Origin of the sequence: Dyella sp., assembly GCF_035486915.1 — a bacterium.
Taxonomy (GTDB): domain Bacteria; phylum Pseudomonadota; class Gammaproteobacteria; order Xanthomonadales; family Rhodanobacteraceae; genus Dyella_B.
In genome coordinates, this window is the sequence record NZ_DATHMR010000130.1 from 1 (window position 1) to 26,555 (window position 26,555).

Sequence of the window (26,555 nt, forward strand, 5' to 3'; positions counted from 1 at the left end):
TTTTTCTCGTGTTTTCCCGCATCAATCCATCGCTGCTCGCAATAGAACTTGACTTGGCCAAACCCGCGGCGGGAAAATCGAAAACCCCTTCGCAGCGTCGTCCCGCGGCGGCGTGCTGGTGTTCGCGTACCTTCAATGGAGGTTCGTATGAGCTATCACCTGGAAGGTCGTCTGCTCGAAGTTTGCAACTGCAATGTCCTATGCCCCTGCTGGATCGGCGAGGATCCTGACAACGGTACGTGCGACACCATTGTCGCGTGGCATATAGACAAGGGAACGGTCGACGGCGTTGATGTTGCCGGCAATACCATCGCGGCCGTGGCCCATGTTCCCGGCAATATCCTGCAAGGCAACTGGACTGCCGCGATCTACATCGGCGACCAAGCTTCAAAAGCACAGGAAGAGGCACTGCTAAAGGTCTACACCGGCCAGGCCGGCGGACCGGTCGCCGATCTCGCCAAGCTCATCGGCCAGGTCGTATCGGTGGAGCGAGCGCCCATCCGGTTCACCGTGGTTGCGGGTAAGGGCGAACTCGAGATCGGCGCGAACTACTACGCCGAGCTCGAGCCCTATCTGGGCGCGACCGGCGGCCAGACCACCCTCTCCGATACCGTGTTCTCAACCGTGCCTGGGGCGCCGGTGTTTGTCGGCAAAGCCCCGACCTATCGATCCAGAAACGCCGCCCTCGGCATCAACCTCGACATCAAGAACCACAACGCCCTACAGAGCACGTTCGTCTTCGACGCATGAACTCAACGGCAGGCCGTTCGCCGCCCGGCGCCTCGCGCCATGTTCGCGTGTTCGTACCGATCCTGGCCGCGCTGGTTGCTTTCGCGTGGGTTGCGTTGTGGGCGTGGACGCGCAGTCCTTATGGAAGCTATGTCGAACAAGGTAACTGGATAGCCTCAGGATCGATTGCGTTTCTGTGCCGTGTCGTTCCGGGCGGCAACGTGATCGTGCCCGTGTTGCTCGAGGCCGTCGCGTGGATCCTCATGACAACGGCCATGATGTTGCCTACCATCTTGCCGCTGTTCAATGCCTTCGATCGGTTGACGGGCGAGCGACCAGACCATGGACGTCTCCTGATGCTGCTCGGCCTGGGCTATATGACGATCTGGGGAGCCTTCGGACTCCTGGCGCATGCACTTCACAGTGCACTGCTGTCCGTGCTCGCCAGGGTACCCCTGCTGGTGTGGAATGGCTGGCTGATTGGTGTCGCTATCATTGCGTTGGCCGGCGCATTTCAGTTCAGCAGGTTCAAGTATCAGTGTCTGGAAAAGTGCCGCACGCCGTTGAGCTTCGTCATTGAGCGCTGGCGAGGGCAAGCGCGAGCGCGGCAGGCGTTCGCGCTTGGCGCGCAGCACGGTTTATTCTGCGTCGGGTGTTGCTGGGCGCTGATGCTATTGATGTTCGCTCTCGGTACCTGCAGCCTGGGCTGGATGCTCTTGCTTGCAGCCGTGATGGCGATCGAAAAGAACGTGCGCTGGGGCAAGCGTCTCAGCGCGCCCCTCGGCGTGGCGTTGCTGTCGTGGGCAGTCGTTCTGGTGGCGATCCATGCATGAAACGCGCGGTGGACTGCTCATCATGCAGACGGCCATCTTCACTACGGTGGCGATGTTCGCCTTCGCGGCCAATTCGCTGTTGTGCCGGTTTGCGTTGCAGCGAGGGGAAATCGATCCGATCAGCTTCGCCGCCATCAGGCTCGTTTCTGGCGCGATCATACTCGCCGTCATCGTTCGGCTCCGGCCGGAGCGGTCCTCGCCCAGTCATGCCGACTGGCTCGCTGCGAGCATGCTGTTTGCCTATGTTGCCTTCTTCTCCTTCGCGTACCTCACCTTGCCCGCAGGCACGGGGGCATTGATTCTGTTCGGCGCGGTTCAATTGACCATGCTCAGCGTCGGCTTGCGCTCCGGCGAAAAATTCGGGTACGCAGCGTGGCTCGGTCTCGCATTGGCCGTCGCTGGGCTTTTCTACCTGGTGTCACCGGGTATCGCAGCGCCGCCGCTCCTCGGCGCTGCATTAATGGCGATCGCTGGCGTGGCGTGGGGCGTGTACTCGTTGCGCGGGCGCTCCCTGACCGACCCGCTTGCCGCAACAGCGGGAAACTTCGCGAGGGCAGCGCTGCTTGCCCCCTTGCTGAGCTTGCTTTTCATTGTCAACGCCCGTGCTTACACGGACGCGACCGGAGTCGCTCTGGGCATTGCCTCTGGCGCACTCACATCGGGCATCGGGTATGTCATCTGGTATGCAGCGTTGCGCAGGCTTTCCGCCATGCGCGCCGCCACCGTACAACTGTCGGTACCGCTAATCGCGGCATTTGGCGGAGTGGTGTTCCTATCGGAAGCGATCACTCCGCGCCTGACTGTCGCTTCTACCGCGATTCTTGGGGGCATCGCGATGGCGATGACAAGCAGGTCGCGGAACCATTGAAGGCGGACATCACTGTGAAGCGGCGTGCCACTTGTGAGTACGCACTTTGAAACCGCCTCTGATCGCTCAAAAACAGTCACGCCAAGGCAGCAAATGAAGGGTGGTGCAGAAGCGGCATCTTTCATGTCACGGCGCGAACGGGCGTTTGAGACCGTTTTGTGTGTGGGCTTCTGCCGCAGTCTCGCGTACATGCTTTGATTATCGGTAGACCATTACAGATCTCAAGGTCACCAATCCAAGCATTTGATTTGCATGGTGGCGCACATACTTTGCATTCCTACACCAAGCAAAGTAAGTACATCGTTGGACAAAGCGACACAGACTTTGCTTACAAGACGTGCACAGACTTTGATTTCATGCCCACAAATGGGCACAACACCAATGTATGTACCGGTTTTACAAACATCGGGGTTGTGGAGGGTGTCAGATTGAGCATGACGTCATACGCTTGTTTTGAACGAGCAACCATTGCCTCACAACCTTGCCATCTCCCGCGAGACTTTCGCTCAAGCGTTCAAAACCACCCGGGTCCAGCACTGTGTCAAGTGGCACAGTGCTAAGTGGCACATCTCAAAAAGCTGCTAGTACTGAATGATGGAGATGTAAATCTTCAATCAGGGCTGTGACAGGGAAGCTTTCATGACAGATGTTCTCGAAAAGAAAAAGACGTTAGAGCAGTCAGCAAGCACCGTTTGTCTTTCAAGGCGACAGATGATGCGGAGTCTCGGGTTGGCTGCTTTTGCAGCCAGTTCATGGTCGAAACTTGGATGGGCAGTTGCGCCCTTGAACTGGCCGTTGTGGACGGTGGAGGGGCATGGCGGCAAAATATTTTTTACAGGGGAAACACCAGCACGTCGAATCGTCTGGAAAGACGCGCGGATAGAAAGCTTATTGCCAAACTGTTCTGCGTTGTGGACGGAAACCAATCTGAATCGGCATCAAGATGTACAGGTACTCATTAAACAATATGGGGTCGACGAATCGAAGCCGTTGCTATCGAAGCTAACTGAAAGAGATCAAGGTCGTTTGGCAGAAGCGGCGAAATTGGCACAGGTGCCGTTGGACAGTCTGGTCCAGTACAGACCATGGTTCGCCGCATTTACTGTGGAGCAGGCTTACTACGCTGCCATGAATCTGCCGGAAGCCGGCACGGCGGAAAAGGTGCTGATGCCGATGGCAAAAAATGACGGCATCGCTATTTCTAGCGAATTCCCAGCTATTGATGACCTGGTTGCCTTCATGGGCGGATCATCGACCGCTGAAGATGTTCAATATTTGCAATACACGCTAGATCACATTCTTGATGGGGCTGAAAAAAATGAGGACATCTATTCCCGCTGGGCACGCGGTGACATGAGTGGTGCAGAGCGGATGGTTGCCAGAATGAAATCATCGCAACCGGCCATGTACGACAAGCACGTGATCGGACGAAATGGGCGTTGGGTGCCGCGAATTGATGAAATGCTGAAGAGCCCGAAGCCTGCATTAGTTGTCGTCGGCCTATACCACGTGGCAGGGCCTGATAGTGTTCTCGCGCGTTTACGGGAACATGGACTGAAAGTAACTGCTGTTTGAAGCATCACACATTTCGTGAGTGATGCGCATCGATAGATAGAGATGTCGGCTGGTGTCCGCTATTTGAAGCTGCGGCCAAAATACACCAACCACCCCTTGCACCGCAGCCGCAGTTACGTCGCTTCTTGCGAGTAGCGATCCGAGATATTCAACATTGGCCCTCTGTGCGCATCGCTTTGTCGCCGCGAGCGAGCTACTCGCTTTGCCGCGTGGCAATTATTCACCGATCTGGCGCAAATTCCGTCTATCGCGAGATACATGTTTAATCGCGTGACATCGTCGTGTTGTGCGCGGATAAGTTGGCAGAGCCCATATGAGAACATGGCAATAGCTTCTTGCGATGAGCATCACGTTGTGGCGTGGGCAAAACGGCCAAACACGCTAGACAACGTTGTCATCGCAGACTGATACTTGCCGCACTTCAATGACATTGAAAGCGCAACACACGCAGCAATGCGTGATGGCGACTCTCTGTGCGCGGCCGTTCGGAACGTAGTCGTGAAATTGCATTGCTGACATGCCGGGATTCAAATCAACCTTGGAGACAGCCCATGCATCTGAAGAAGTCGACGAAGTGGTCCACCTTGACATTGAGTTCCTTGAGCGGCGCGATGGGAGCGGCGTTGTCGACAACGTTGCTTACGGTTGCGCCAATGCAGGCTGCACGCGCAGAAACGACTTGTGCTTCGGCTTGGAATGCGACAGCGATTTACACGGCGGGCAATGTCGCCAGTGAGAGCGGCATCAACTACAAGGCAAATTGGTGGACGCAGGGCAACGATCCGGCGACCAATAACGGTGGCCCGGGTACAGGCCAGCCTTGGACTTCGCAGGGGACATGCGGCGGCACTCCGACTCCGACTCCGACTCCGACTCCGACTCCGACTCCGACTCCGACTCCTACGCCTACGCCTACGCCAACACCCACTCCGACACCAGCGCCAGTCACCACATCGGGCAGCGTCAGCTTTCATCTACTACTTGGTGCAAGCAGTGCCCAAGACGAAATAGTTCTCACTGGAGACAACTACACCGACCTGATCATGTCCAACGTCATCGCCGGTGTGATGTACGGTCGCTTGGTGCAGGAGTACTACCCGGGCATGCAATTCGACAAGGACTACTTGTACGGTTCGATCCTGGGACAGTTGCTGCAGGAAAATATCGCGACCGAATACTATGTCGATACCAGCACGATGATCGACCCGTCGCCCGATCAGGCCGCCGTGATGGGAGTCGGCCAAGGCGGACCGTATCAGATCAACAACTACGCTACCGACATGGTTGCCGGGTCTTACGCACCTGCAGGCCATTCGCTGATCAACTACATCGCCATCCAGAAAAACATCGGCTACGCCATGGCAACGGCGGCCACACAGTACAGTCAACCGACGCCGTCATCGTTCAACAACAAATACTACGGTCCGATGTTGACGGCGTACTTCCATTACAACGATTTTGTGTCACTAATCGTCACCGGCACGGGACCCGACGGTTGGGTTACACCTTGGCAACCGGCATACGACAACGCGCTGACAAACTTCGTGACATTGCCGAACAACTTCCTCGACGTGTTGTTAAACGTTGCCTACAACCAGGGTTACTACGGCGGCTTGGTGGGCAGCTATAGCACCTTGGGGGCGACGGCCACGGCTGCGACAGTGGCCTCGGTGGATTCCTACAGCTCAGTATGGGGCGTCCAAGATACCTATCAGCAGTATCCGTATCAGGTTCACTACTACCTGGACCAGCTGTACGACAACCCGATACCCACTACCAGTGCGACGACGTTCGTCACACCTACCAACCATGTTGCCTTCAACATCGCCTCACTGGGAAATGTCTTCTCCAACGTATTCCAGACGCTGGACTACGTCGACAGCTCAGGCTCGTCGGTCTACATTTCAGCAGCTCAAGCACAGCTAGCATTCAATACGGCACTGACACAGGCGGGCGTCGCCAGCACAGCCACCCTGGACCTGAGCAATGCGACGGATCGCGCGCAAATATTCAGCCTCTTGGAATATGCGATAGGCGATCTGGAAACCAATCTCGGTACGCAATTCAACAAGACCACCAATTCACAACTGTAAGAGCCACGCTAACACTAGAGCGCCGGCTGGAAAGCTGGCGCCCTTTTTATGGTTCCGGCAACACAAAAAACATTGCAACCGAATTGGCAGCAAGACCTGGCACCGCTATACCACCTATCACCGAACGCCACTCCAGGCATGGCGTGCTCGGCTATATGCGATCTCTCATCGAGACCCTACGTGGCAGGAGCACCCCAATCGAACCCCTGGACATCGACTTTTCGCAATACGATTTGATTCCGCTTGGCACCCCAGTATGGGCCGGCCGAATTTGCAGCCCCATGCGACGACTGTTACGCCAATACCAAACGCCTTTTCCACTCGTCGCTTTTTTCGCACCTGCGGCGGTCGCGGTTTCAAAACTTCCTTCGCTTAAATGCGACAACTTCTTGCCAAATATCCAGTTGCCGCGCTATGTATTAAGCGCAACGAGCTCAGCTACACCGACATGAGAAATCGATCGATAGGTTCATAAAAAAAACCGACGCCGAACGGTGGACAAACATCGTAGATGTGACCAAGCCGGCCCAAACAGAAAGCGACGCGCGTTACCGACTGCCGAGACGAGCCGCATGACGGTCATGATCAGTCAGTCGATGCATACACGATCAAGCCACCGCAGCCGCTTCAGCACCGTCGCGATGTGTCTTTCCCAATCGCACTTGCGTGTCATAAAACGACACGCCAAATCAGCGCAGCGATGCTATCCACACAGGTCTTGTTGAATTTGCTCTGCCCGCTTGTGGCGTGACTCGTAGGGATGGTCCCTTTGGTTTAACCGGACGAACGTCGCATCCGCGAGCAATTCGCCGGAAATTGACATCTATGTCGCCAACCACGAAGGCGCATGTCCAAATCCCAAATGAATCTCTTCCTTTCTACTTCGACGGCTGACGAAACTCGTAGTTATCCAACCGAATACCGAGCGCACGACGCCTATAGGTAAACGTGTAGCTCGGCCAGATCGATGCATTACGTCCGGTCCTGTCCATGTACCAGCTTTTACAGCCGACGGTCACCCAGACGGTTCCTCGCAACTTCCGGTCCACCCATGTTACGAAGCGCTGCTGAGCTTCGGCGCTCGCCTCGACAATGGCAACATCCAACTGCTCCGCACGCTTGATGAGACGAAGCGCTTGCTCCACCTGCGTCTCCAGCATGTAGATCATGGACGTATGTCCAAGAACCGTGTTTGGCCCATGCAGCAGAAACAGATTCGGGAAGCCACTGACCATGGTGCCTGTAAGGGAACGGGGACTGCCCTGCCAGACATCGGCCAGCGATTTGCCGTGCCGCCCATAGATGTAATGGGAATACGGAAGGTCCTGCACTTGGAACCCAGTGCCGAAGATGATCGCATCGACCTTATGCTCGATCCCGTCACTGCCGACGACACCGTGCTTCGTGATGCGCGCCAACGCCGAAGGAACGACGTGGACGTTCGGTTGCGCCAGCGCCGGATAATAGTCGTCTGAAACCAGTACGCGCTTGCAACCTAGCGTGTAGCGAGGCGTCAGTTTCCGTCGCAACGCCGGGTCTTTGATGCTTGCGTGCATGTGCCTGATGGCTTGCATCTGCACCACTCGCATCACAATCGGATGTCGAAATCCGAACGCCAGCAATTCGCGTTGCACGTAGATGCTAAAGCGCGCCCATTGCTGCAACCAGGGAAATCGACGGAAGCGTTCCCTGGTTTTCTCAGCGATGGCGAAGTCACCACGCTTAACGACCCAGGCCGCGGTACGCTGAAAGAGGTGCAACTGAGAGACGATGGGCTGAAGCTTGGGGATGAACTGAATGGCCGATGCTCCGGTACCGACCACGCAGACAGACTTGCCTTTCAGATTCACATCTCTCGGCCATCGGGCCGAATGAAATACCTGTCCCTGGAAATCACTCATTCCTTCCAGTGCAGGGATCTTCGGATCGCTGAGCGCGCCCATGCCGGCAAAAATGTATCGGCCACGATATTCCCCGTGCATCGTACCGATGATCCATTCACCACGCTCCTCGCTCCAATGCAGGCTTCGAACCGCTGTGTTGAACTGGATGCGCTCCAGTATCTGGAAGTTCCGCGCGCAGCGCCGCAGGTAGTCACAGATTTCTGGCTGTGGAGAAAACTGATAGCCCCAATTCGAGTTGGGTGCAAAGGAATAAGAGTACAAGTGTGACTGAACATCACACGCGCATCCGGGATAGCGGTTATCGCGCCAGACGCCTCCGACATCGTCGGCGCGCTCCAGGACAACGAAATCATGTTCGCCTTTCTGCTTCAAGCGAATGGCCGCTGCCAGACCGCCAAAACCGGCACCTATGATGACGACCTTGAACGAGCGATTGTTCGGGCTGTGAGCGTCGAGCACATCCCCTCCGCATCGTTATGTTCCCGGGACCAAATCCAAACCGAAGCTTGAGGTGTTCTTATTACCCGAGCACGGCGAGTGGAAACGCTAAGGATTGGTACATTTGCCGTTTAGACAGAGGGAAGATGACCGAAAGGCAAGCAGACATTCAATGCTTGAGTTAAGCGGCACCGAAGATACCGCTTAATCAAAGTCGCTAAGAGGAAGGTTACAGAACTCCAGGCGCGGCGATGACGCTGGCGATCGACCCTTCCATTCTTTCATTAGAACGTTTTATTCCTATAGCCCGCATCCGTACCGTGCAATGCGCCAATATGACGCTCGACGATGCGTACCGTTTCCGCACCGAAGGCTCTCAAGTCAGAATTCTGTCCGGTTTTCGCCTCCTGAGCGAAAGCGGCACCGTCCAGCGCGTGAATCTTGCCCATCTCCTGCAGATAAGCTTCGTCGAACGACGCGCCCGACAATCCACTCAGGCGATCGACGCGCTTTTGGAAATCGGCATTTAACTGGGTCGGCAAATCGACGCCGTTCGCCGATGCGATCGACCTCAGTTTTTGGCCCACCAACTCGTGATCATGCACTTCCGTGTTCGCCTGGTCTTTCACGTCCTGCGCATGGGCCTTCTCGACCGCCACTTTGCTCGCCGCCACTTCAAACATGCCGCCCTGCGAAACCTTCTGAACAAACGCAAGATCAGAGCTGGAAAGGCTGCTTGCTGCGAGCGCCATCGTGCTGCAGACGAAGCAACCTGCAATCAGCACCCCAACCGTCACATGACGGATATATGGATTGCTGACAACACCTAACCGTGCATATCCATCAACTCGTTTGCTTGCCTTCAACTGGGTAGACGTCAAGATTTTCAAGGGACTCTCCTTCAGGACACCATGGGGGCGGAGTGCTCATCCAATCGCTTCTTTGCAACCATCTTGCCGATGGCAAAAAGGAGGCCGATGGATGGCCGGGTAGATAACGTCAAATCCTTGCCTTGTAACCGTGCAACTTCATCGTGAGCGCAAGAGACGATTGATCCCCTCACGTAAATGGCGAACGATCGGAGTGCCACCGGTGCGTATCGTCATGTGGCTATCGCCGCTGGCGGCTCGGTCGACCACGTCGGCCACCTGTTGCAGCGGGAGCCAGGTGCTTTGCCACTGAACCAGCACGCAAAGCGTCGCGATCACACCTAGCACCAACACGCCAAGCAGCAGTGAAACGACCTCCGCGTGGAGATTCTGATCCTCGCCATCACTGTGATGATCGAGCACCACCAGGGCGACTTGGGCATCCGATGTGCGTAGCGGCGTAACCCACGCGGTGATGACCAGCGACCCGTCCTGCAATGGCACGACCTGCCCGGCCGTGCTGGAAACAGCAAGAATTTGAGCGCTCTGCTTGGACAGCAAATCCAGCACGTGCACATCGAGGCCACTGTTGGACAATGGCAATGAAGTGCCTCCCGCTGCAGCCACGAGGGCAACATCGCTGCGTGCTATGCGACCGATCGTGGAAGCGAACGCATCGCTTACATGCGTTGCCGTGATCAATACACCTTCCAGCGTGTTACCGCGAAGAAGCGGACTGGCGACGACCCAGAGCAACTGCCCATTGTCCAACCATGCGCCTTGCGCTGGTTTGAGTTCGCGAATGGAAGTCGTCACCAGGACGTCGTGCTGGATGCTCGTCCTGTCTTTCGCCAACAGACCCGAGCTGCTCACGGGTTTGCCTAGCGGGTCGAGCACCATGGCCACGTCGTAGCCATTTCGGCGTTGTTTGAGCAACTCGCTGATGGAAAGACTGTCCACCACGCCGCCCATTTGCGGATTGGGAATCAGCGACTGTGCAACATAGTCAACGAACGCTGGATCGCCGGCGAGCAACTGAGCACGCAACTGCAGCGTTTCCAGCTGCTGCGTCTGCAAATCCGTACCGACGATGCCGGCCACCTTGAAGCGCTCCAACGTTCGCTCATCGGCAGCGCGATGAACGCACCAGACGACGGCCGCCGATGTAACAGCGGTGAGTACGATAACCAGCACAAGTCCGCTGATGAGGAATCGAGTCGCGGGCCTCATCGCGTATTACCCACGTTGAGTTCGGTGGCCACACGCGGCTTCATAGCCATCAACTGCTGTTCAACGTCATTCACGGGCACCGTCACCGACTGTTGCGAAATCGCGGCCCGTGGATTCCAGAAATACAAAGTCCCCGGACCAGGCGGCAGACCGCGTAGCGAAAAACGGCCATCCGCTGAAACTTGAACCACGTATGGCGTGGGCACTACCAATAGATCCAGCTCCATCGAACGATGCACGTTGCAACTGATCAGCACAGGGCCGGCGTGAGTGAAGGTGTGTGCGACAGATTGCCCCGAAGCCTGGAATTGAAAATCGAACGTTGAATCAGGCGTTGCGGAATAAAGATTGTGAAGAAGCTGGTCGAGATTGGTGAATTTCACTGTGCTGCCGATGGGAATGGCCATCGCAGCGGGTCTGAAATCCATATTGACCGTGTAGATCGTGTAGGTACCTGGATGGACACGCACCTTGCCGTGTTTCGGCACGAAATAAACCAGCGTATCGGTCAACTCTCCCGGCGCCAGACTCTGACCCGCCGCTGTCACCAAACTGACTTTTCCGGAAATTTCCGAGTGATTCGTGGCGGCGCTGACGTAGGCGGGTAATCCCCCGAGCACGACTAACGCGATGAATAGCCTAAGGCGATGGACAAGCATGCAACCCCCAGTATTGATGCCTATGCCAACCGCTCTTCTTGATCGATTGGTCCGGCGAACACTAGGTGGCGAAGGAGTGATAGGTCCAATTCATTTGGGATATCAAGTCGATTGACGGGATCAATCACGTGACTTGTCGTCTACGTCAAACCTGCATGTACGGCACACCATCAGATTTCGATCATTCCGCAAATGCAAGACGACCGGATGTGTGCCCTCACTCACGCGCCTCGAGGAACAAATCCGGGCAGTCCGGTCTCGACCACTGCGTTCAATCGGATGTTTGTCGTGATGAGATGTTGCATCTCACGCATGGCGTCCTCAGGCAGCGAAGAGATGTCGAAGTTTTCCCGAATATGCGCAGGGCTGGTTGACGTAGTAAGAAACGCCGTACCGCGCTGCACGGCCCAAGCCAGCGCAACTTGTGCCGGCGTCTTGTCGATACGCTGCGCGATGGCCTTGATGACTGGGTCGTCCGTTATTCTCGGTTCCATACCGTGACCCAATGGCGCGAATGCAAGCAACACAATTCCGTGTTCCTGACAGAATTCGAGCAGCTCCCACTCGGGAAGATAAGGATGGCACTCGACCTGCACTACCGAGGGTTTGATGCGCGCAATCGCAACAATCTCTTTTAGCTTCTCCAGCGTGATATCGGATAGTCCGATAGACCTGCAACGGCCTTCATCCACAAGCCGCTCCATTGCACGCCACGTGTCGACCAGTGTTACTTCCGTGTCATAGATCGGCTCATTGCGTTCGTTCATCGGATATTGTTCGTCGCCCGGCTGGAAGGCAAAGGGCGTATGGATCAAATAGCAATCGAGGTAGTCGAGTTGAAGACGACGCAGGCTTGCTTCGAATGCGAGCGTGAGTCGCTCGGGACGGTGATTGTTGTTCCATAGCTTCGTGGTGACGAAGATGTCCTCTCGCTTGACCGTTCCCGCTTCAAAAGCCTCCCGCAGCGCTTCGCCAACCAGCTCTTCGTTGCGATAGACCTCTGCGCCATCGATGTGCCTGAATCCAACTTCCAACGCGGCCTTGATGGCCGGCTTGACCGCGGCAGTTTTGGGAATCAGCGTGCCGAAACCAACGGCCGGGATGGCTCCGTTTCCGTGATTGAGGGGAATTCTTTTATCGCGAAGACTCTGTGACGTGGACATGTTTGTGTTCTCTTGTTGGGAGCCGGGTCCGTACGGAGAGGAACGTGTGGCAGCTGCTGCGTGAAAACAAAGGCCGCTTGAAAATCTCATCCGCACCGATGGCGGGTATGTAAGCGCCGCGCCTCTTCAACGACCCAAGTTAGTAAGGAAGCGTAGGCAACCGAACGCTCATGGTTTCTCGCGGTACGCTACTCTTTGTTCAAATGCATCGTGTGAATTTCCTCCGAGCGCGATGGACAATTGCACTGTGTCGAGGTAGCGCGCCGTCTTGGCCTGTATCTGACCGATCAGCGCACGTTGGTAACCGCGCTCGGCGTCCAATACGTCGAGTACACCGATTTCACCCACTTGATAACCTTGCCGGTTCAACTGCAGGCTGGCTTGAGCGGCGCTCAATGCGCGCTCCTGCGCTGCATATTCTTCGCCGTCGTGGTTGATTGCTTGTAATACATCTGCCACCTGCCCCAACGATTTGGTAACGGTCTGTTGATAGTCCGCAAACGATGCGTTGTGACCGTCGATGGAAGCGCGACGATTCGCCTTAAGCGTTCCGCCCGCGTAAATCGGCCCGGTCAAACCGGCCGCAATACCCCACAGCGTTCCGATACCGGGACCTGCCTGAGTGAGCGAGGCCGAGAGCTGCAGGTGCGGGTACATATCTGCCGTTGCCACGCCGATCGCGGCGCTCGCGGCATGGAGTTGCGCTTCTGCTTCGAGAATGTCCGGCCGATTGCGCGCAAGGTCGGAGGGTAGACTGACGGGCACATCTTCCGGCAGCGCGAAATCGCTCAGGTCAAAGTCCGGCGCGGTCCAGTCGCCAGGACTCTTTCCTACCAGGATCGATAGCGCGTGCCGCGCCACATCCCGTTGTTGTGCGAGCGGAGGCAGCAATGTTTCGTCTTGTGCGAGTTGCGTGGTGGCCAGCGCGATGTCGACCTGCGTGGCGTTGCCGTATTGATGGGCCGTGCGAACGAGTTCAAGGTTCTTCTGATCGTCAGCGATCAAGACGTTGACCGCATCGATCTGCGCGCGGGCGGATGCGAGCAGCAATGCCTCACTGGCGACGTCGCCAGTAACGGTTAGATAGGCCGCGTCAAATCGATGTTGTTGTAGTTCTGCGAGCGCTGTCTTTTCCTCGACTAATCGTTTTGTACCACCGAAAACGTCGAAATCGAAACTCACTTGTGGCCCGACTGCGTAGAAGTTGGACGTAGATACGCTATCTCCATTGGTGGCGCGCTGACGACCGCCCTGTGCCCCCAAACTCACCTGTGGCTTCAGGCCGCCCGCGGCTGCGGTTACGGCTTCGTTCGCCTGCGCGATCGTCGCATCTGCCGCCTCCAGATCGAAATTGCCGGCGATGGCTTTATGCATCACATCGTCAAGCTTCGCAGAGCCAAGCGTGGACCACCAATCGCCATCGATGCCCTTGCCGAGATCGACATGTTGAGCACCAGCCCTCGTGTTGCTCGCGCTGAGTTCTTGTTCGGCCTGCACGTCGTAATGTTGCGAGGCGGGCGCAGCCGGTCTTTCAAAATTAGGCCCCACCATGCACGCGGATAGAAGCGCGGAGATAGAGGAAGCGAGAATGACTGTCCTCGCAACGCGCCCCAACGAAATCGATGTGATCAGTTTCATGTTGCGACTCCAGGAAAATCAGTTGCCGGCACGCGGCACGCGAAGGAACAAAGCAAGCGGACTCACGATCAGCATGGCCATCATCAAGAGTTTGAATTGACCGATGACGGCGACAATCGCCGCCTGACTAGTGACAAGGTCATTCATCGTTGCGAGTCCCTGTATCGACATAGAGTCACTCGCGATACGGTACGGCCTGAGGTTATTGGCGAGTGCCAGGTGCATGCTCTGGGTATTGTTAAAGAAGTAGATCTGCACGATTGCGATGCCGAGCGTGCTGCCATAAAGCCGCGACAAGTTGAAGAAAGCGGTACCTTCCGAGCGAAATTTCGGATCGAGCGTGCTGAAGGCAGCTCTAGTGAGTGCCGGCATCAAAATGCCTAGACCGGCGCCTTGGATGACGCCAGCCAAAACCACCGCCCGCTCATCCATCAGCGGTGAGTAACCCACCATCCGCCAGTTGCCGTAGATCGCCAGACACAAACCGCCGATCACGAACAGCCGGTTGTCGACGCGTGTCGGCAGATGCCACGTCAGGAGTAATGCACTCACCAGTGCGATGCCGCGCGGAATCGTAATGTAGCCTGCGGTGTGCGCCGGGTAGCCGAACAACTCCTCAAGTATCGGCGAGGTCAACGCCAAGGTTGGCAGCAGGACGAAGCCCAGCGCGAAGAACATCACCGTCGAAAGACCGAAGTTGCGATCCTTGAATAGCGCCTTGTTAAGGAAGTGCTCGTCTTTCGTCAGCACATGCACGATGAAGAGATAGAAGCCAAGGACGGATGCGATGGCCTCTACCCATATCTCGGACGAAGCAAACCATTCCATACGTTCGCCGCGGTCGAGCAGCATCTGCAGCCCCGCAATACCTACGGAGAAAGTCGCCAGTCCAAAGAAGTCGAAAGGCGGCCTTTTCTCTGCCTTCTTCTCTTTTAGATAGAGGCCCATCGTCGATGCGACGAACGCGGCTATCGGAAGACTGAGATAGAAGATCGAACGCCACCCAGCATATTCACTGAGCACGCCGCCGATACCAGGGCCACTAAGCATGCCAAGCAGCGCCGTTACACTCCATAGAAGGCCGATGTGGCCATGCCGCAGTGGCGGCAGTTCATCGAGCAATATCGATATCGACAGCGGAGCGAGTGTGCCGCTCGCAGCACCTTGGATGATGCGGGCAGATACGAATTGCAGCGGTGTCGTCGCCAGTGTGTCAAGGATGAGTGCAAAGCTGAAAACGGCAAGCGATATCTGGAAGACAGCCTTTCTCCCATACCTGCCAGATAGCCAATGCGTCATCGTCATGACGATGGCACTTGCAGCGATATAGGACGTAAAGACCCAGCCGATCTCGTCGTCGGTCATCGACAAAGCGCCCTGCACATAAAGAAGCGCCGCATTCGGGATCGATATGTTCATCGCCTGCATGAAGGTCGCAAGCATCGCAGCGATGATTAGGAACCGATGGGATGTCGCATCGGCGCCAAGATTAAGGTTGGCGTTCACTGACCCGCTTCCATGCCAGGACTTGTCGCATGAGCGTTCTGCCGAGTATCGACTTGTGCAGTGACACTCATACCCGAGTACAGCGGCCACTTCGGATCGACATCGTCTAACTCCAGCCGCACCGGCAACCGTTGCACCACCTTCACCCAGTTACCGGTGGCGTTTTCAGGCGGCAATACCGAGAACTCCGATCCCGTCCCGGGGCTGATGCTGACTACGTGCGCTTTGAAACGATGACCAGGATAGGTATCCACATCGACGGTCGCCGCCTGACCCGGTCGCATATGCGTCAAACCGGTTTCGCGAAAATTCGCTTCGATCCAAACATGCCGACTCGACATCATTGAGAACACCGTGGCGCCGCTGCTGACGAAATCGCCTACCTGCAGATCGTCGACTTTGGTGACGACGCCATCGTCAGGCGCTGTAACAGTGGTATAGGAGAGATCAAGCCGCGCACGATCCAATTGAGCCTTTGCCTCACGAACCGTCGGGTGCTGATCGACATCGATATTGGGATCGCCATTCAATTCGGCGATGCTGTTGGCGACGTCTTGCTGGGCCGACGCAATGTGCTGTCGTGCGACCAGGAGGTCCGTTTCGGCTTGTTCGTACGTTGAGCGCGAGGTGAAATCGGAGGCGAGCAGCGCCTTTTTGCGCTCATATTCATGCTCGTCGAAGTCGGCCGAAGCCTTGGCCGATTCCACATCGGCCAATTGCTTGCGATACGTCGCCTTCAGCGCTTCCACTTGGAGGCGCGCACTGCTGAGTTGCGCCTCGGCTTGTTCAACGGCAATCCGGTAAGGCTCGGGATCTATCTGGAACAGCAACTGGCCTGCGTGGACCGGTTGATTATCCCGCACCGCAATGTTCACTACCTGACCCGGGACCCTGGCATTGATGGAGACCTTCGCGGCCTGCACGAAGGCGTCGTCCGTCGCGACGTCGTGCGCTCCAGCCAGATATTTGGCACCGCCGCCTAACACCAGCAATATCGGGAAAGCCAACATCAAGGGCAGGCGCAGCTTTACCTTGATACTTCGGCGCGGCGCTTCAGCGCGATTCACCGCGCTCAGCGCCTCAGCCATTTCGTCAATTTGTTTGCGCATATCAGATTCCTAAATGACTGCAGGAATGGCACGGAGACCGTCTGCCTGGCTCCTCTATCCCGCCGGTTACACGCCCGCTTCCCATGCATGTTGAATTTTGTACATGTCCGTATAATAATAGCGCCGAACACACGAGGTCAAGTATTTTTATGCGATCAAGTACAAAAACATCCAAGGCCGAGAAAAGGCCTCGCGGACGGCCTCGCAACTACGAACCTGAGGCCGCCCTTCGGCAGGCCGCGGAGGCGTTCTGGAAGACCGGTTATTCCGGGACCTCACTCGACGACATTTCTGCTGCAACCGGCATGAACCGCCCGAGCCTTCGCGCGGCGTTCGGCGATAAGCACGAGATTTACGTCAAAGCATTGAGCGAATACTGGGAACTCAAATTTGCGACGATGCGTAAAGCATTGGGTAGCGGCGGAACCCTGCCCGAGACGCTGATGAAGGTCTACGACGCGGCGTTGTCGATCTATTTCTCTAACGATGACCAAGTGCTCGGATGTTTCGTAGTCGGCACAGCCGTTACCGAGGCACCCGGCGATCCGGAGATCCGGAGCATTGCGGCGAAGGGCTTTCAGTCGCTCGATGCCGATTTCGAAGCGCGTTTCAAACTCGCGCGTGCCGCTGGAGAATTGAAACCGGACGCCGATCCCAAGGCGCTTGCTTTGCTCGCCTCTGCGACGATGCATTCCATAGCTATTCGCGCTCGAACGGGCAGCCCCCGGAATGACTTGAGAAAAGTCGCGCAGAAAGCCGTGAGCGTCATCTGCGGATGATCGGTTGATGCAATCTGCATTCGCGAAAGGAACATACGTTTCTCTTCGGATCGAGCTCGGCCATTCCTGAGTTTGCAAGGCGTGCTGTGACTGACGAACTCCCTGACATCATCGCTGGACGTCTCAACGTACTGTTCTGCGGAATCAACCCCGGAATGACAGCGGCCGCCATAGGGCATCATTTCGCCGGAAGAAGCAATCGCTTCTGGCGCGTCATATATCTCGCGGGCTTCACCCCTGAGGAAATTTCGCCTCAGGACGATCACACGATACTCAGATATGGATGCGGTGTGACGTCGGTAGTGAAACGACCGACGGCGAGTGCCGATCAGCTTTCGCCAGAGGAATTCATCTCCGCCGCTGCCGAATTCGAGCAGAAAATCGTGCGCTATGCGCCACGCTTTGTAGCCTTTCTGGGTAAAGCGGCGTACGTCGCACTTTCAGGTCAACGAGAGATCGCGTGGGGATTGCAACCGGCACGCATGGAGGGTGCCACCGTTTGGGTTCTACCCAATCCGAGCGGAAGAAATCGCGCATTCACTCTCGACAGTCTGGTCGAAGCGTATCGCCAACTTTATGCAGCATGCGTGTACGAACAGCGCTAATCGGAGAGCTCGGTGGTTCAAAAAAAAGCAGCGTCGATCATCTGGCCAGGCACGCCCTTGCCGCGTGCGTTCTTTGATCGGCCTGCCACCAAGGTGGCACCGCAATTACTCAACAAAATCCTGGCATCCGCGGATGGCCGGGCGGGTCGCATTGTGGAAGTAGAGGCCTATCTGGGCGCAATCGATCCAGCGGCGCATACGTACCGGGGAAAGACGCCGCGAAATGCAGTCATGTTTGGACCGCCGGGGCATATGTATGTCTATTTCACATATGGCATGCACTGGTGCTGCAACTGCGTGAGTGGACCTGAGGGTGATGGCTGCGGTGTACTCATACGCGCGCTGGAACCCGTACACGGGATTGAGCACATGCGCTCGGCGCGCCCACGCGTGAGGAGCGATCGCGATTTATGCCGTGGGCCGGCCCGCTTGACGCAGGCAATGGGCATCAACGGAGCGCAAAATGGGCTTGATCTGGTTGGCGCCCTGGATGGCTTCACCATCGTCGACGATGGCATGGCTCCACCCAAAGCTCGAACGGGTGGGCTGCGCATTGGCATCAGCGCCGGCAAGGATTTTCCATGGCGGTGGAATGTGCCTGGCAACCGCTATGTATCAGGCACGACTGCGCAACGAAGCTGATTCTTAAAGCGCACAATGAACGCAAAATAGTTTGGCAGGCTGTTGCCAGACACCCATAACGTGTTTGGATCACACCTAAATAACAACTTCAGCAAGGTATCGAAATACGACTTCCGGTTTCGACCATTCACCACTGTATCAATGATGCGGACGCTTCCCATGAAACGAATAATTTCCCTTGCTCTATGTACGCTATTGGCAGGCGTCAATGCCTTGGCCGCTGGGGAAACCAACAACAACCGGGAGGTGCCACACATGAGCGAAGCCGCAACTGCGTATCGCACGGTCAATGTTAAGGGGTTAAACATCTTCTATCGGGAAGCCGGCAGCAGCGATGCGCCTGTCGTTCTCTTGCTGCATGGGTTTCCATCGTCTTCGCGGATGTATAACCAGCTGATACCCGTGCTTGCAAAGCGATATCACGTTATCGCGCCCGACTACCCGGGCTTTGGCCACTCCGATGCACCTCCTCCGGAGACGTTCTCCTATACCTTCGATCACCTGACATCGGTCATCGATGCGTTTACACAGCAACTGGGTATCCGTCACTACACATTGTTCGTGCAGGACTATGGCGGTCCCGTTGGATTTCGTCTGGCGCTTATGCATCCCGACCGCATCGACGCCATCGTCGTGCAAAATGCAGTGGCTCATGACGAAGGCCTCGGCCCTCTATGGACCACTCGTCGTCAGTACTGGGCTAACAGGCAAGCTTATGTCGAAAAGCTCCGCGCAAACTTGATCTCATTCGACGCAGCAAAACAGCGTCATGTCGGCACCGATCCTCACCCAGAGCTTTACGATCCGGACCTTTGGACGGATGAATCCGCATTTCTGAGTCGCCCAGGCCAAGATCGGATTCAAGAAGATCTTTTTTACGATTACCGCACAAATGTCGCGGCCTACCCGAAGTGGCAAGCTTATTTAAAGACATATCATCCGCCGCTACTTGTAGTGTGGGGAAAATATGACCCCTCTTTTACGGTGGCCGGCGCGTGGGCTTACAAACAGGATGTGCCTAATGCAGAGATACACATCCTGGATGCAGGACATTTCGCCATGGACACGAAAGGTCAGGAAGTCGCGAATCTCACAGTGCAGTTTTTGGATCGACTAGACATACCCAAGAATGCCCAACGCTGAGCTTATCTGCGGCTCAATACAACACGAAAACCTTGATCGGGACCCGTGCCGTTCGCTGCCAGGCTGCCTCGGAAAGTTGGCGCTGCGGTAAAGGCCGCACCGATCCAGCCGCCACCTTTCCAAACGCGCCCAAAGCCGCTTTGACTTCCTCTGGGGTCGATGACGTTGGTCTTTAGGTTTCCATACCAGTCCCAGCACCACTCCCTTACGTTACCCGACATATCGTAAAGCCCTAACTCATTGGGTTTCTTGCCACCAACAGGTTTCGTTTGATCGTGGTTTAGCTGTATGGCGGGCCAGTTCCAAAATCCAGATAAGTCTTTATCTCCAGCATTTCGCCAATACCAAGCCACCTCATCTACGTTATCGCTTCCGCTGTACGTGTAACTCCTGCTTAGCTGACCACCGTCTGCCGCATATTCCCACTCTGCCTCTGTCGGCAATCGGTAACCGTTAGCACCCTCGTTGATCGTTACCGTCCACTTGATAATGTCCAGATCGCCAAATTTTGGATCTGGCTTGTTATTCGGGTCGCTCTTGTTTTTGTCGATGTTGTAATACGGCTTTAAGCCTTCCTTGATGCTCCTTCTATTGCAGTACTCGACGCTGTCGTACCAGCTCACCATCTCTACTGGCAAATTGTCGCCCTTGAACTTCGACGGATTTCTTCCCATCACCTCCACCCATTCTTTTTGAGTGACGTCATATTTACCCATGTAAAAATCCGATACGACTACACCTTTCCCGTAGTAGCCGGATTTTGTATTTTTAAAAGTGCCACCTTTGACTAGTACAAAATTATCAGGCACTTCTCGCGAAACGGCGCCCGCTACATCTTTGATGGCAGCCACGCTCGCGACAATCATAATTGCCGTCAAGAGAAATGACTTTCCCATAGAAATGTCTCGCTTATCCAAGTCAAAGATCCACATGCACGTGGATGGAAAATATTCAAAAGTGAATACCGCATCGCACCCGTTGAGTACCCAAATCGTTCTCTGAAATACAGAAAGCCGGCGACTGAAAGTCGCCGGCTTTAACGATCAACGCGGTCTCAACGAAATGGTCACCATACCGTGGCGTTAACTTCGCCACTGGCACCGTTGTATGCCTCTGTCGCCAGAATCATGTAATTGAAACTGCCCATGTCCATGCCAAGGCTCTCCCAGTGACTGAAGTGGTTACCCGTGGTGACTGAGTAGTTTGTTCCTACCGATGCGCCGCCCCAGGCATCCAAGTACTGTTCGAACGTAGCGGTGCCGATGATGGACGGCTGGTTTACTTGCTCATGCTCGTAGGTGTTGTATGTACGCCCGTCGCTGGTAACACTGCCCTTGTACGTTGCATCGGCTGTATACAGCGAACCAAGCTCCGTTATGTAGTATTCGACGAGCGGGCTCGTCGTCCAGCCGTAGACGGATATGGTGTTGTAGCCACTCGCGGAACCGACGTTGTAGCCGACAGTCATATTTCCGCCGGTACTCCACCCTTTACCGCCAACCACATCGCTAACGCCAGACCAGGTCATGGCGTAATTGCCCGGATAGCTCGATGCTTCCGGAAATGTCATGGTTGCCGACCCGCCACTGCTATACAAGGAATAGTAGTAGCCGTTATTCGTACCGGTTCCGTTGTTCTCGATCGTCTGGGCGTTTGCTGCCGTTATTGCGCAACCCGCTATGAGAGCGCAGAGGATTACTTTTTGAATGCGTGGCGAGACTACCTTTGTTGTGTGCATACGAATTGTCCTCAGTTCTTGAAGGCGTGCTACCGCAACGCTTCAGCACGTGCCGAAGCGGGACGGTGCAGCGATCAATTGTTGTGAAAAGACACTTCGCCTCCCGTAATGGGTGGCTCCCCTTGTTGCACGTTCCACGCTGAGTTGATGAGCTGTCCAATACCGAGCTCAATGGCCGGTGCTCATGCTTGTTTCAGCGCGACGCCGAAGTAGCCGGACGACTCTATTGTTAGCGCTACCATTGGCGCGCGTGAATCTATGCATGCGGATGCGGGAAAGTCAACGCAATCGGCGGCGTTCGTCACGCCATCGTGACGAGATTCCATTGAAATTGTGGTAGCGCTCACATTCCGCGTTAGTTTCGAAATGTCTTCGCAATGATTTGGACGCGAATTCCTGCGAGACGAGTGCCTCAGACCATCATTGGAGGCTAACTCTGCAGGTGCGCCGGCACGTCATAGCGGCTCTGTTCTAACCCGAAAATTTCGCCTCGTAGAGAGGGCGAAAGTGGCAGGCTTTTGCCACGAGTAGCGCGCACACATCATGCTAGGGGGAACGAGCGCAATCGCCCCCTCAGGTCTTCTATTAATGAGATGCAGGTTGTTCCTAACGAAAAACGTCGGTGCGGCCCCTATCCCGTCAACCGACGTTCTCGCCCCCTATATCCGATTCACTGCGCCAGCTTCGCTTTAAAGAAGTTCACCATCTCATCGGAGAACTCTTTTGCCTGCGTGCCCTCGCTACCTATCGTCACCCCTTTCTTAAGAAATCCACCTTTAATGGAGTACTGAGAAATCGTCTGGCCTGCGAGCGCCGGATCGACCCTTCCCGTACGCATGTTGTAGTACCGCCCCTGGTCATCCATGTAGACGGTTGGAAAGGTGGTCGACGTGATGGCGCTGGGAATATTCGTGGGCGGAACGCCCTCGCGATCGAAAGCATGTCGTGCACCCGGGAAGAGCTCCATAACTACGTCCTGCCCTGCTACGCCCATGGCATGTGTCTCGTCCTGGCACTGCTGAAAGGAAACCCAATCGTCGTGGTCCCCCTGCATGACTAGCAGCGAGGCATGGTCCGCGAGGTGGGCCGAGTAGAACTGCACGCCACACCACGGATAACCAGCGACGACTGCACGCAAGCCGTTCTCTCGGCCCAGCACCGCATCTGACACGGGCGCAGTTTCAGCCATCAACACGGCCGTGCCTCCTCGGCTGCCTCCTGTCGCACCGATTCTATTCGCATAGATATCTGTGCGAGAGCGCAGAAATTTGACTGCCGCTAACACGTCGTAAGCACTGGCCGCGAATGTAAGTTGATTCTGGTCGGCAACAGTGTCTTTGATTCCTCTGCCGAAAAACGGATCGATGACAAGCACCGCAATCCCTGCAGAGGTAAGCGCTGCGGCGTGATCCATATGCTGCGGACCGAGACCACCGCTGCCCGGCGTTTCGACTACTGCGGCATAGGGTGGCTTCGAACCCTTCGCTGGAAGAAAGAGCTGCCCAGTCAGTAGCACCGACGGCCCGAGTTGTCCTTTGAGAAGAGGGCCGTAATCCACCGGCGAATGACTGGGAATCTTGACCAGGATTCCCTTGATACCGTTGGATAACACGTACGGTTTGGCCGCGAACTGTGCCGAGTCCACATGAGGAATCGATTCACTCGAAGCGGAAGGTTTTGCATTCGTTTCCGGCGGCGCATGTTGCGCCAGCACCTGGCAAGAGAAAAAGATGAGCGGAAGGAAAAATAAATTAGCCGATTTGTAAAGACGAGCCATAGACAACTCCCAAAGTAGAGCAATGCACAAACACCACGCACGAGAAGGGCCCGTGGGCCCTTCTCGCTTCACCTCATATCCTGTTGCTTGCTGCATACCTCAACTGCATGCTGCTCATCACAGGAAGTTGTAACGGAAGGTAGCACCCCATGTGCGCGGCGCACCTAGGAATGCATCCCAGGTTCCCGTCTGTATCACGCCTGCGAATCTGACCTGCGCGTATCTCGCTCCGGTCAAGTTATCCGACCACAACTCCACCGACCATTGCTTGTCGTTGGGGGTAATGCCGATACGCGCATTGATCACGGTGTAGCCGCCCTGATACAGCTCCGGCGCATAGGTCGCACCTTGATTGACCCCCGATTGATACTTCGCGCTGACGTTGAAGCGCCCCAGCAGCGTGCCGTTGAGAGGATGCTCATAGGTCACCGATGCCGTATCCGACCAAAGCGACGCAAGCGGCATGCGTGCCCCCGGCAGAAGGCCAAAAACGCCGCCCGGTGCGAAAGCAGAACCCGGAATGTCTTTGCCTACCCGCACGTCGTTGTAGGTCACGCCGGCTTGCAGCAGCCAATTCTTGGTTGCTTGCCACATCACATTCGTATCCACGCCTTTTGAAGTAGCTTTCGGCAGTGAGAGCACGTCATAGCCGGTGCCAACGAATTCATTGAGCTGATAGTTGGTGAACTGCTCGTCGAACAAGGCTGCGTTGGCCAGCAAGCTCCCATCGAGCCACGTAGTTTTGGTACCTAATTCGTAGCTGTTGACGAACTCACCCACGAACGAGGTGTTGTTCACCGGCAGGATGCCGACGGATTGGTCGTTGAGGCCAGTGGCCGACTGCACGCGATCCATGTTGAAGCCGCCGGCCTTGTAACCGCGCGAGCCCGTCAGATAGGTCATCACGTTGTCGTTGAATGTGTAGACCCCTTTCAGGGTGCCGGACCATTCTTTCTCGTTGAGCGATTGATGTGTCGTGCGCACATCCAAAGCATCGGACCACGCCAGACACGAGTCGCCAATCACGGTGGGAATCAGCTTCGCGGCGATCGCAGCGGGAACACCGCGACCGACCAACGCTTCGTACACCTGTGTCGGGTTACGCAACATCGCAGCACAACCCGCGTCGCCGTTGGGATTGGTGTATGTCGAATCAAGCTGTTTGCTCTCGTCGGTGTAGCGCAGACCAGCCGTCAGATCCAATGCGTCGGTGGCATGGAAGGTGACGTTGCCGAACACCGCGTTGCTGTTCGCCGTCTGTTTGTACATGTCGGCCATGCCAACACCGGACAACGAGGCGCCGTAGGGAAGTCCCGTCGCCTGCGATATGAAGGTCGCCGGGTTGGCCGTATTCATTCCATAAGGCTTGAAGCCGTAGACCAGCAAGCTGGACATGTAGGCCTCGTAATCGGAGCCCATGTTGATCAAGTCGTGCCGCACCAGGTCTTCGTTGTCCAGGAAGTAGCCGACCGTCCAATCGAATTTGTCGGTATTGCCCGCGAGGCGAAGCTCTTCGGTCAGCGGATTGATCCTGACCGAACTATCGCCCGGCTGCCCGAATGGCCGGTCGAAAATGTCGGCGGTAGTAAATTCCAGATCCCCGCCTTCATCGGCCGTCCACTCACGCTTGGAGGTGATCGACGTAAACGTTGCGTTGTTCAGCCAGGGCGTCGTCCAGTTGATCTCGGCCGACACGCCATCGTCGATGATTTGCTCACGGTCGTCACGATTGGAGTAGGCGACGTATGCGTAGGGATCGGCCGGATTGGCCGACACGGCGCTGCCACCCACCAGTGCATCAAGTATGTTCGCGGTCGGGCCGCGCACCGTGGCCACGGCCGTACAGCAATGCTCATCGCGGCTGCTGTAGTCACCGATGATGGTGATGTCGACATTTTTGGTCGGTAGCAGCAACAGCTTGCCGCGCAGCGAATGTACATCCAGATTGGAATCGGAGTTCTCGGTACGCGGGCCTGGGCCGGTTTCTACGTCATAAAAGCCATCGCGCGTGCGATTGGAGGCGTAGATGCTGAAGGCAGCTTTGTCACTGATGGGTGCGGTGTAGTAAGCGCCAAGATCGAGCGCGCCGTAGTTGCCAACAGTCAGTTCGGTATCGCCGTGCGCATGGAAACTGGGTGCCGCGGTAACGATGTTGACCACGCCAGCCGACGTGTTCTGGCCGAACAACGTGCCTTGCGGTCCGTAGAGCACTTCTACGCGTTCGAGCTCGCCAAGATCGTCGAACGCTGCACCGGTACGCGCACGCGGAACGCCATCGATCACCGTACCCACCGACGATTCCAGGCCAGGGTTATCACCAACGGTACCGATGCCACGAAGGCGTATGGACGTTAACGCCTCACTGCCGGTGCTGTAGGCATACATGCTCGGAACCAATACCTGCAATGCCTTGATGTCGCGAACATCGGCATCTTGCAGCTGCTGCTTCGTCGCTACCGTCATGGTGATCGGCACTGTCTGCATGGCTTGCTCGCGCTTCTGCGCGGTCACCACCATGCCGGCCAGCGTGGTTACCTTTTTTGGTTCGGGAGCTTTCGGATCGGTGGTTGCGGGCGCCTGCTGCGCGAAGGCGGACGGAGCGGCAAACAGAACAGCGAAAATCGATAAGGTCAAACGCTTTCTTACAACATTGTATACAGCCATTAGTGCACCCCTCCCCGGGTGGAGTGAACAACCACCGTGCCCGCATTCGCCGTGGATCCCCTGAAACATTCCCCTGCAGCGGCGCTGGTTGCGTTGTAAATACAGCTTCGATTTCTGTGATTTCTTTCGATTCGCACGACGTTTTTGGCGTGATTTTCGAAAGGTGGAAACGAACCTATCACAGCGTTTTTTGGAAAATGGAACTTAGTTCCGTTATTATTGCGACGCAACAAAACTCATTGTTTTTAAAGTGATTATTCAGCGCATTTGTTGGCGATAGATGGCCAGATGATCATCGACCGTGCCGCAGCGAAGTTCGAAGGCCAGCAGCCGTTTGAAGTAGTGACTGACATCCAACTCATCGGTCATGCCCATGCCGCCGTGCAACTGCACGGCTTGTTGCCCGATGTAACGCGCAGCCTGCCCCATCAACACCTTGGCGGCCGACAATGCGGCGCGTCGAACCACAGGATCTGTATCCGTACAACGCAATGTCGCCAGATACGACATGGAACGCGCTTGTTCCAGATGCATCAGCATTTCCGCCATGCGGTGCCGTAATGCTTGGAAGCTACCGATGGGCACACCAAACC

At 56.0% G+C, this 26,555-nt stretch carries 22 protein-coding genes; 9 read left to right on the forward strand and 13 right to left on the reverse strand.

Annotated elements, in window-relative coordinates; all coding sequences use genetic code 11:
- The first annotated feature begins 147 nt into the window (after positions 1–147).
- The 5 genes from VK725_RS10030 (at position 148) to VK725_RS10050 (ending at position 6,098) form a co-directional block, all read left to right on the forward strand.
- Positions 148–750: a DUF1326 domain-containing protein gene (locus VK725_RS10030; RefSeq protein ID WP_325317911.1), complete on the forward strand. Its 603-nt coding sequence runs from the start codon at positions 148–150 to the stop codon at positions 748–750.
- Positions 747–1,562, forward strand: coding sequence for a DUF2182 domain-containing protein (locus VK725_RS10035; RefSeq protein ID WP_325317912.1), 816 nt, complete (start codon positions 747–749; stop codon positions 1,560–1,562). Before VK725_RS10030 ends, VK725_RS10035 begins: the two co-directional genes overlap by 4 nt.
- Positions 1,555–2,430, forward strand: coding sequence for a DMT family transporter (locus tag VK725_RS10040; protein WP_325317913.1), 876 nt, complete (start codon positions 1,555–1,557; stop codon positions 2,428–2,430). Before VK725_RS10035 ends, VK725_RS10040 begins: the two co-directional genes overlap by 8 nt.
- A gap of 639 nt (positions 2,431–3,069) precedes the next feature.
- Positions 3,070–4,005, forward strand: a complete 936-nt coding sequence (locus VK725_RS10045) for a TraB/GumN family protein (protein ID WP_325317914.1) — start codon at positions 3,070–3,072, stop codon at positions 4,003–4,005.
- A 551-nt stretch (positions 4,006–4,556) separates the two neighbouring features.
- Positions 4,557–6,098, forward strand: a complete 1,542-nt coding sequence (locus VK725_RS10050; RefSeq protein WP_325317915.1) for a hypothetical protein — start codon at positions 4,557–4,559, stop codon at positions 6,096–6,098.
- Positions 6,099–6,976: 878 nt separating this feature from the next.
- Here the strand turns inward: VK725_RS10050 and VK725_RS10055 are convergent.
- From VK725_RS10055 to VK725_RS10090, 8 genes are all read right to left on the reverse strand, one after another.
- Positions 6,977–8,461, reverse strand: a complete 1,485-nt coding sequence (locus tag VK725_RS10055; protein ID WP_325317916.1) for an NAD(P)/FAD-dependent oxidoreductase — start codon at positions 8,459–8,461, stop codon at positions 6,977–6,979.
- 263 nt (positions 8,462–8,724) lie between these two features.
- Positions 8,725–9,330: a DUF4142 domain-containing protein gene (locus VK725_RS10060; RefSeq protein WP_325317917.1), complete on the reverse strand. Its 606-nt coding sequence runs from the start codon at positions 9,328–9,330 to the stop codon at positions 8,725–8,727.
- 138 nt (positions 9,331–9,468) lie between these two features.
- Positions 9,469–10,539 (reverse strand): hypothetical protein, encoded by a 1,071-nt coding sequence (locus VK725_RS10065; protein WP_325317918.1) that lies wholly within the window; start codon positions 10,537–10,539, stop codon positions 9,469–9,471.
- The gene (locus tag VK725_RS10070; protein WP_325317919.1) at positions 10,536–11,198 is read right to left on the reverse strand and encodes a hypothetical protein; all 663 of its coding nucleotides are present in this window, start codon (positions 11,196–11,198) and stop codon (positions 10,536–10,538) included. The genes VK725_RS10065 and VK725_RS10070 overlap by 4 nt, the downstream gene beginning before the upstream one ends.
- Before the next feature lie 221 nt (positions 11,199–11,419).
- A complete protein-coding gene (locus VK725_RS10075) occupies positions 11,420–12,361 on the reverse strand; it encodes an aldo/keto reductase (protein ID WP_325317920.1) in 942 nt (313 codons plus the stop codon).
- 168 nt (positions 12,362–12,529) lie between these two features.
- Positions 12,530–13,999: an efflux transporter outer membrane subunit gene (locus VK725_RS10080; protein WP_325317921.1), complete on the reverse strand. Its 1,470-nt coding sequence runs from the start codon at positions 13,997–13,999 to the stop codon at positions 12,530–12,532.
- 18 nt (positions 14,000–14,017) lie between these two features.
- Entirely contained in the window at positions 14,018–15,505 is a 1,488-nt protein-coding gene (locus VK725_RS10085; RefSeq protein ID WP_325317922.1) for a DHA2 family efflux MFS transporter permease subunit, read from the reverse strand.
- Complete coding sequence (locus VK725_RS10090; protein ID WP_325317923.1) at positions 15,502–16,614, reverse strand: HlyD family secretion protein; 1,113 nt, start codon at positions 16,612–16,614, stop codon at positions 15,502–15,504. Before VK725_RS10090 ends, VK725_RS10085 begins: the two co-directional genes overlap by 4 nt.
- 83 nt (positions 16,615–16,697) lie before the next feature.
- Here VK725_RS10090 and VK725_RS10095 point away from each other — a divergent pair, with 83 nt between their 5' ends.
- From VK725_RS10095 to VK725_RS10110, 4 genes are all read left to right on the forward strand, one after another.
- Positions 16,698–17,393, forward strand: a complete 696-nt coding sequence (locus VK725_RS10095; protein ID WP_325317924.1) for a TetR/AcrR family transcriptional regulator — start codon at positions 16,698–16,700, stop codon at positions 17,391–17,393.
- A gap of 86 nt (positions 17,394–17,479) precedes the next feature.
- Positions 17,480–17,998 carry a G/U mismatch-specific DNA glycosylase gene (gene mug / locus VK725_RS10100; RefSeq protein ID WP_325317925.1) on the forward strand — a complete coding sequence of 173 codons (519 nt, stop codon included), beginning with the start codon at positions 17,480–17,482 and terminating at the stop codon, positions 17,996–17,998.
- Positions 17,999–18,010: 12 nt separating this feature from the next.
- Positions 18,011–18,640, forward strand: a complete 630-nt coding sequence (locus VK725_RS10105; RefSeq protein WP_325317926.1) for a DNA-3-methyladenine glycosylase — start codon at positions 18,011–18,013, stop codon at positions 18,638–18,640.
- A gap of 159 nt (positions 18,641–18,799) precedes the next feature.
- Entirely contained in the window at positions 18,800–19,783 is a 984-nt protein-coding gene (locus VK725_RS10110) for an alpha/beta hydrolase (protein WP_325317927.1), read from the forward strand.
- Between the two features lie 2 nt (positions 19,784–19,785).
- Here VK725_RS10110 and VK725_RS10115 read toward each other — a convergent pair whose 3' ends face one another.
- The 5 genes from VK725_RS10115 to VK725_RS10135 all read right to left on the reverse strand — a co-directional run.
- Positions 19,786–20,700 carry a formylglycine-generating enzyme family protein gene (locus VK725_RS10115; protein ID WP_325317928.1) on the reverse strand — a complete coding sequence of 305 codons (915 nt, stop codon included), beginning with the start codon at positions 20,698–20,700 and terminating at the stop codon, positions 19,786–19,788.
- A 149-nt stretch (positions 20,701–20,849) separates the two neighbouring features.
- Positions 20,850–21,521 (reverse strand): glycoside hydrolase family 11 protein, encoded by a 672-nt coding sequence (locus VK725_RS10120; RefSeq protein WP_325317929.1) that lies wholly within the window; start codon positions 21,519–21,521, stop codon positions 20,850–20,852.
- A 670-nt stretch (positions 21,522–22,191) separates the two neighbouring features.
- Positions 22,192–23,298, reverse strand: coding sequence for a dienelactone hydrolase family protein (locus VK725_RS10125; protein WP_325317930.1), 1,107 nt, complete (start codon positions 23,296–23,298; stop codon positions 22,192–22,194).
- Between the two features lie 117 nt (positions 23,299–23,415).
- Positions 23,416–25,932 carry a TonB-dependent receptor gene (locus tag VK725_RS10130; protein ID WP_325317931.1) on the reverse strand — a complete coding sequence of 839 codons (2,517 nt, stop codon included), beginning with the start codon at positions 25,930–25,932 and terminating at the stop codon, positions 23,416–23,418.
- Between the two features lie 288 nt (positions 25,933–26,220).
- Positions 26,221–26,555: acyl-CoA dehydrogenase family protein (locus VK725_RS10135; RefSeq protein WP_325317932.1), on the reverse strand; the 335-nt coding region annotated here is incomplete at its 5' end.

What these genes read in the sequence shown, in the direction of transcription:
- VK725_RS10040 (WP_325317913.1), top strand. Translation starts at nt 1,555, where the DNA reads ATGCATGAAACGCGCGGTGGACTGCTCATCATGCAGACGGCCATCTTC.
- VK725_RS10110 (WP_325317927.1), top strand. Translation starts at nt 18,800, where the DNA reads ATGAAACGAATAATTTCCCTTGCTCTATGTACGCTATTGGCAGGCGTC.
- VK725_RS10065 (WP_325317918.1), bottom strand. Translation starts at nt 10,539, where the DNA reads ATGAGGCCCGCGACTCGATTCCTCATCAGCGGACTTGTGCTGGTTATC.
- VK725_RS10045 (WP_325317914.1), top strand. Translation starts at nt 3,070, where the DNA reads ATGACAGATGTTCTCGAAAAGAAAAAGACGTTAGAGCAGTCAGCAAGC.
- VK725_RS10050 (WP_325317915.1), top strand. Translation starts at nt 4,557, where the DNA reads ATGCATCTGAAGAAGTCGACGAAGTGGTCCACCTTGACATTGAGTTCC.
- VK725_RS10080 (WP_325317921.1), bottom strand. Translation starts at nt 13,999, where the DNA reads ATGAAACTGATCACATCGATTTCGTTGGGGCGCGTTGCGAGGACAGTC.
- VK725_RS10090 (WP_325317923.1), bottom strand. Translation starts at nt 16,614, where the DNA reads ATGCGCAAACAAATTGACGAAATGGCTGAGGCGCTGAGCGCGGTGAAT.
- VK725_RS10035 (WP_325317912.1), top strand. Translation starts at nt 747, where the DNA reads ATGAACTCAACGGCAGGCCGTTCGCCGCCCGGCGCCTCGCGCCATGTT.
- VK725_RS10125 (WP_325317930.1), bottom strand. Translation starts at nt 23,298, where the DNA reads ATGGCTCGTCTTTACAAATCGGCTAATTTATTTTTCCTTCCGCTCATC.
- VK725_RS10075 (WP_325317920.1), bottom strand. Translation starts at nt 12,361, where the DNA reads ATGTCCACGTCACAGAGTCTTCGCGATAAAAGAATTCCCCTCAATCAC.
- VK725_RS10030 (WP_325317911.1), top strand. Translation starts at nt 148, where the DNA reads ATGAGCTATCACCTGGAAGGTCGTCTGCTCGAAGTTTGCAACTGCAAT.
- VK725_RS10070 (WP_325317919.1), bottom strand. Translation starts at nt 11,198, where the DNA reads ATGCTTGTCCATCGCCTTAGGCTATTCATCGCGTTAGTCGTGCTCGGG.
- VK725_RS10095 (WP_325317924.1), top strand. Translation starts at nt 16,698, where the DNA reads ATGCATGTTGAATTTTGTACATGTCCGTATAATAATAGCGCCGAACAC.
- VK725_RS10120 (WP_325317929.1), bottom strand. Translation starts at nt 21,521, where the DNA reads ATGCACACAACAAAGGTAGTCTCGCCACGCATTCAAAAAGTAATCCTC.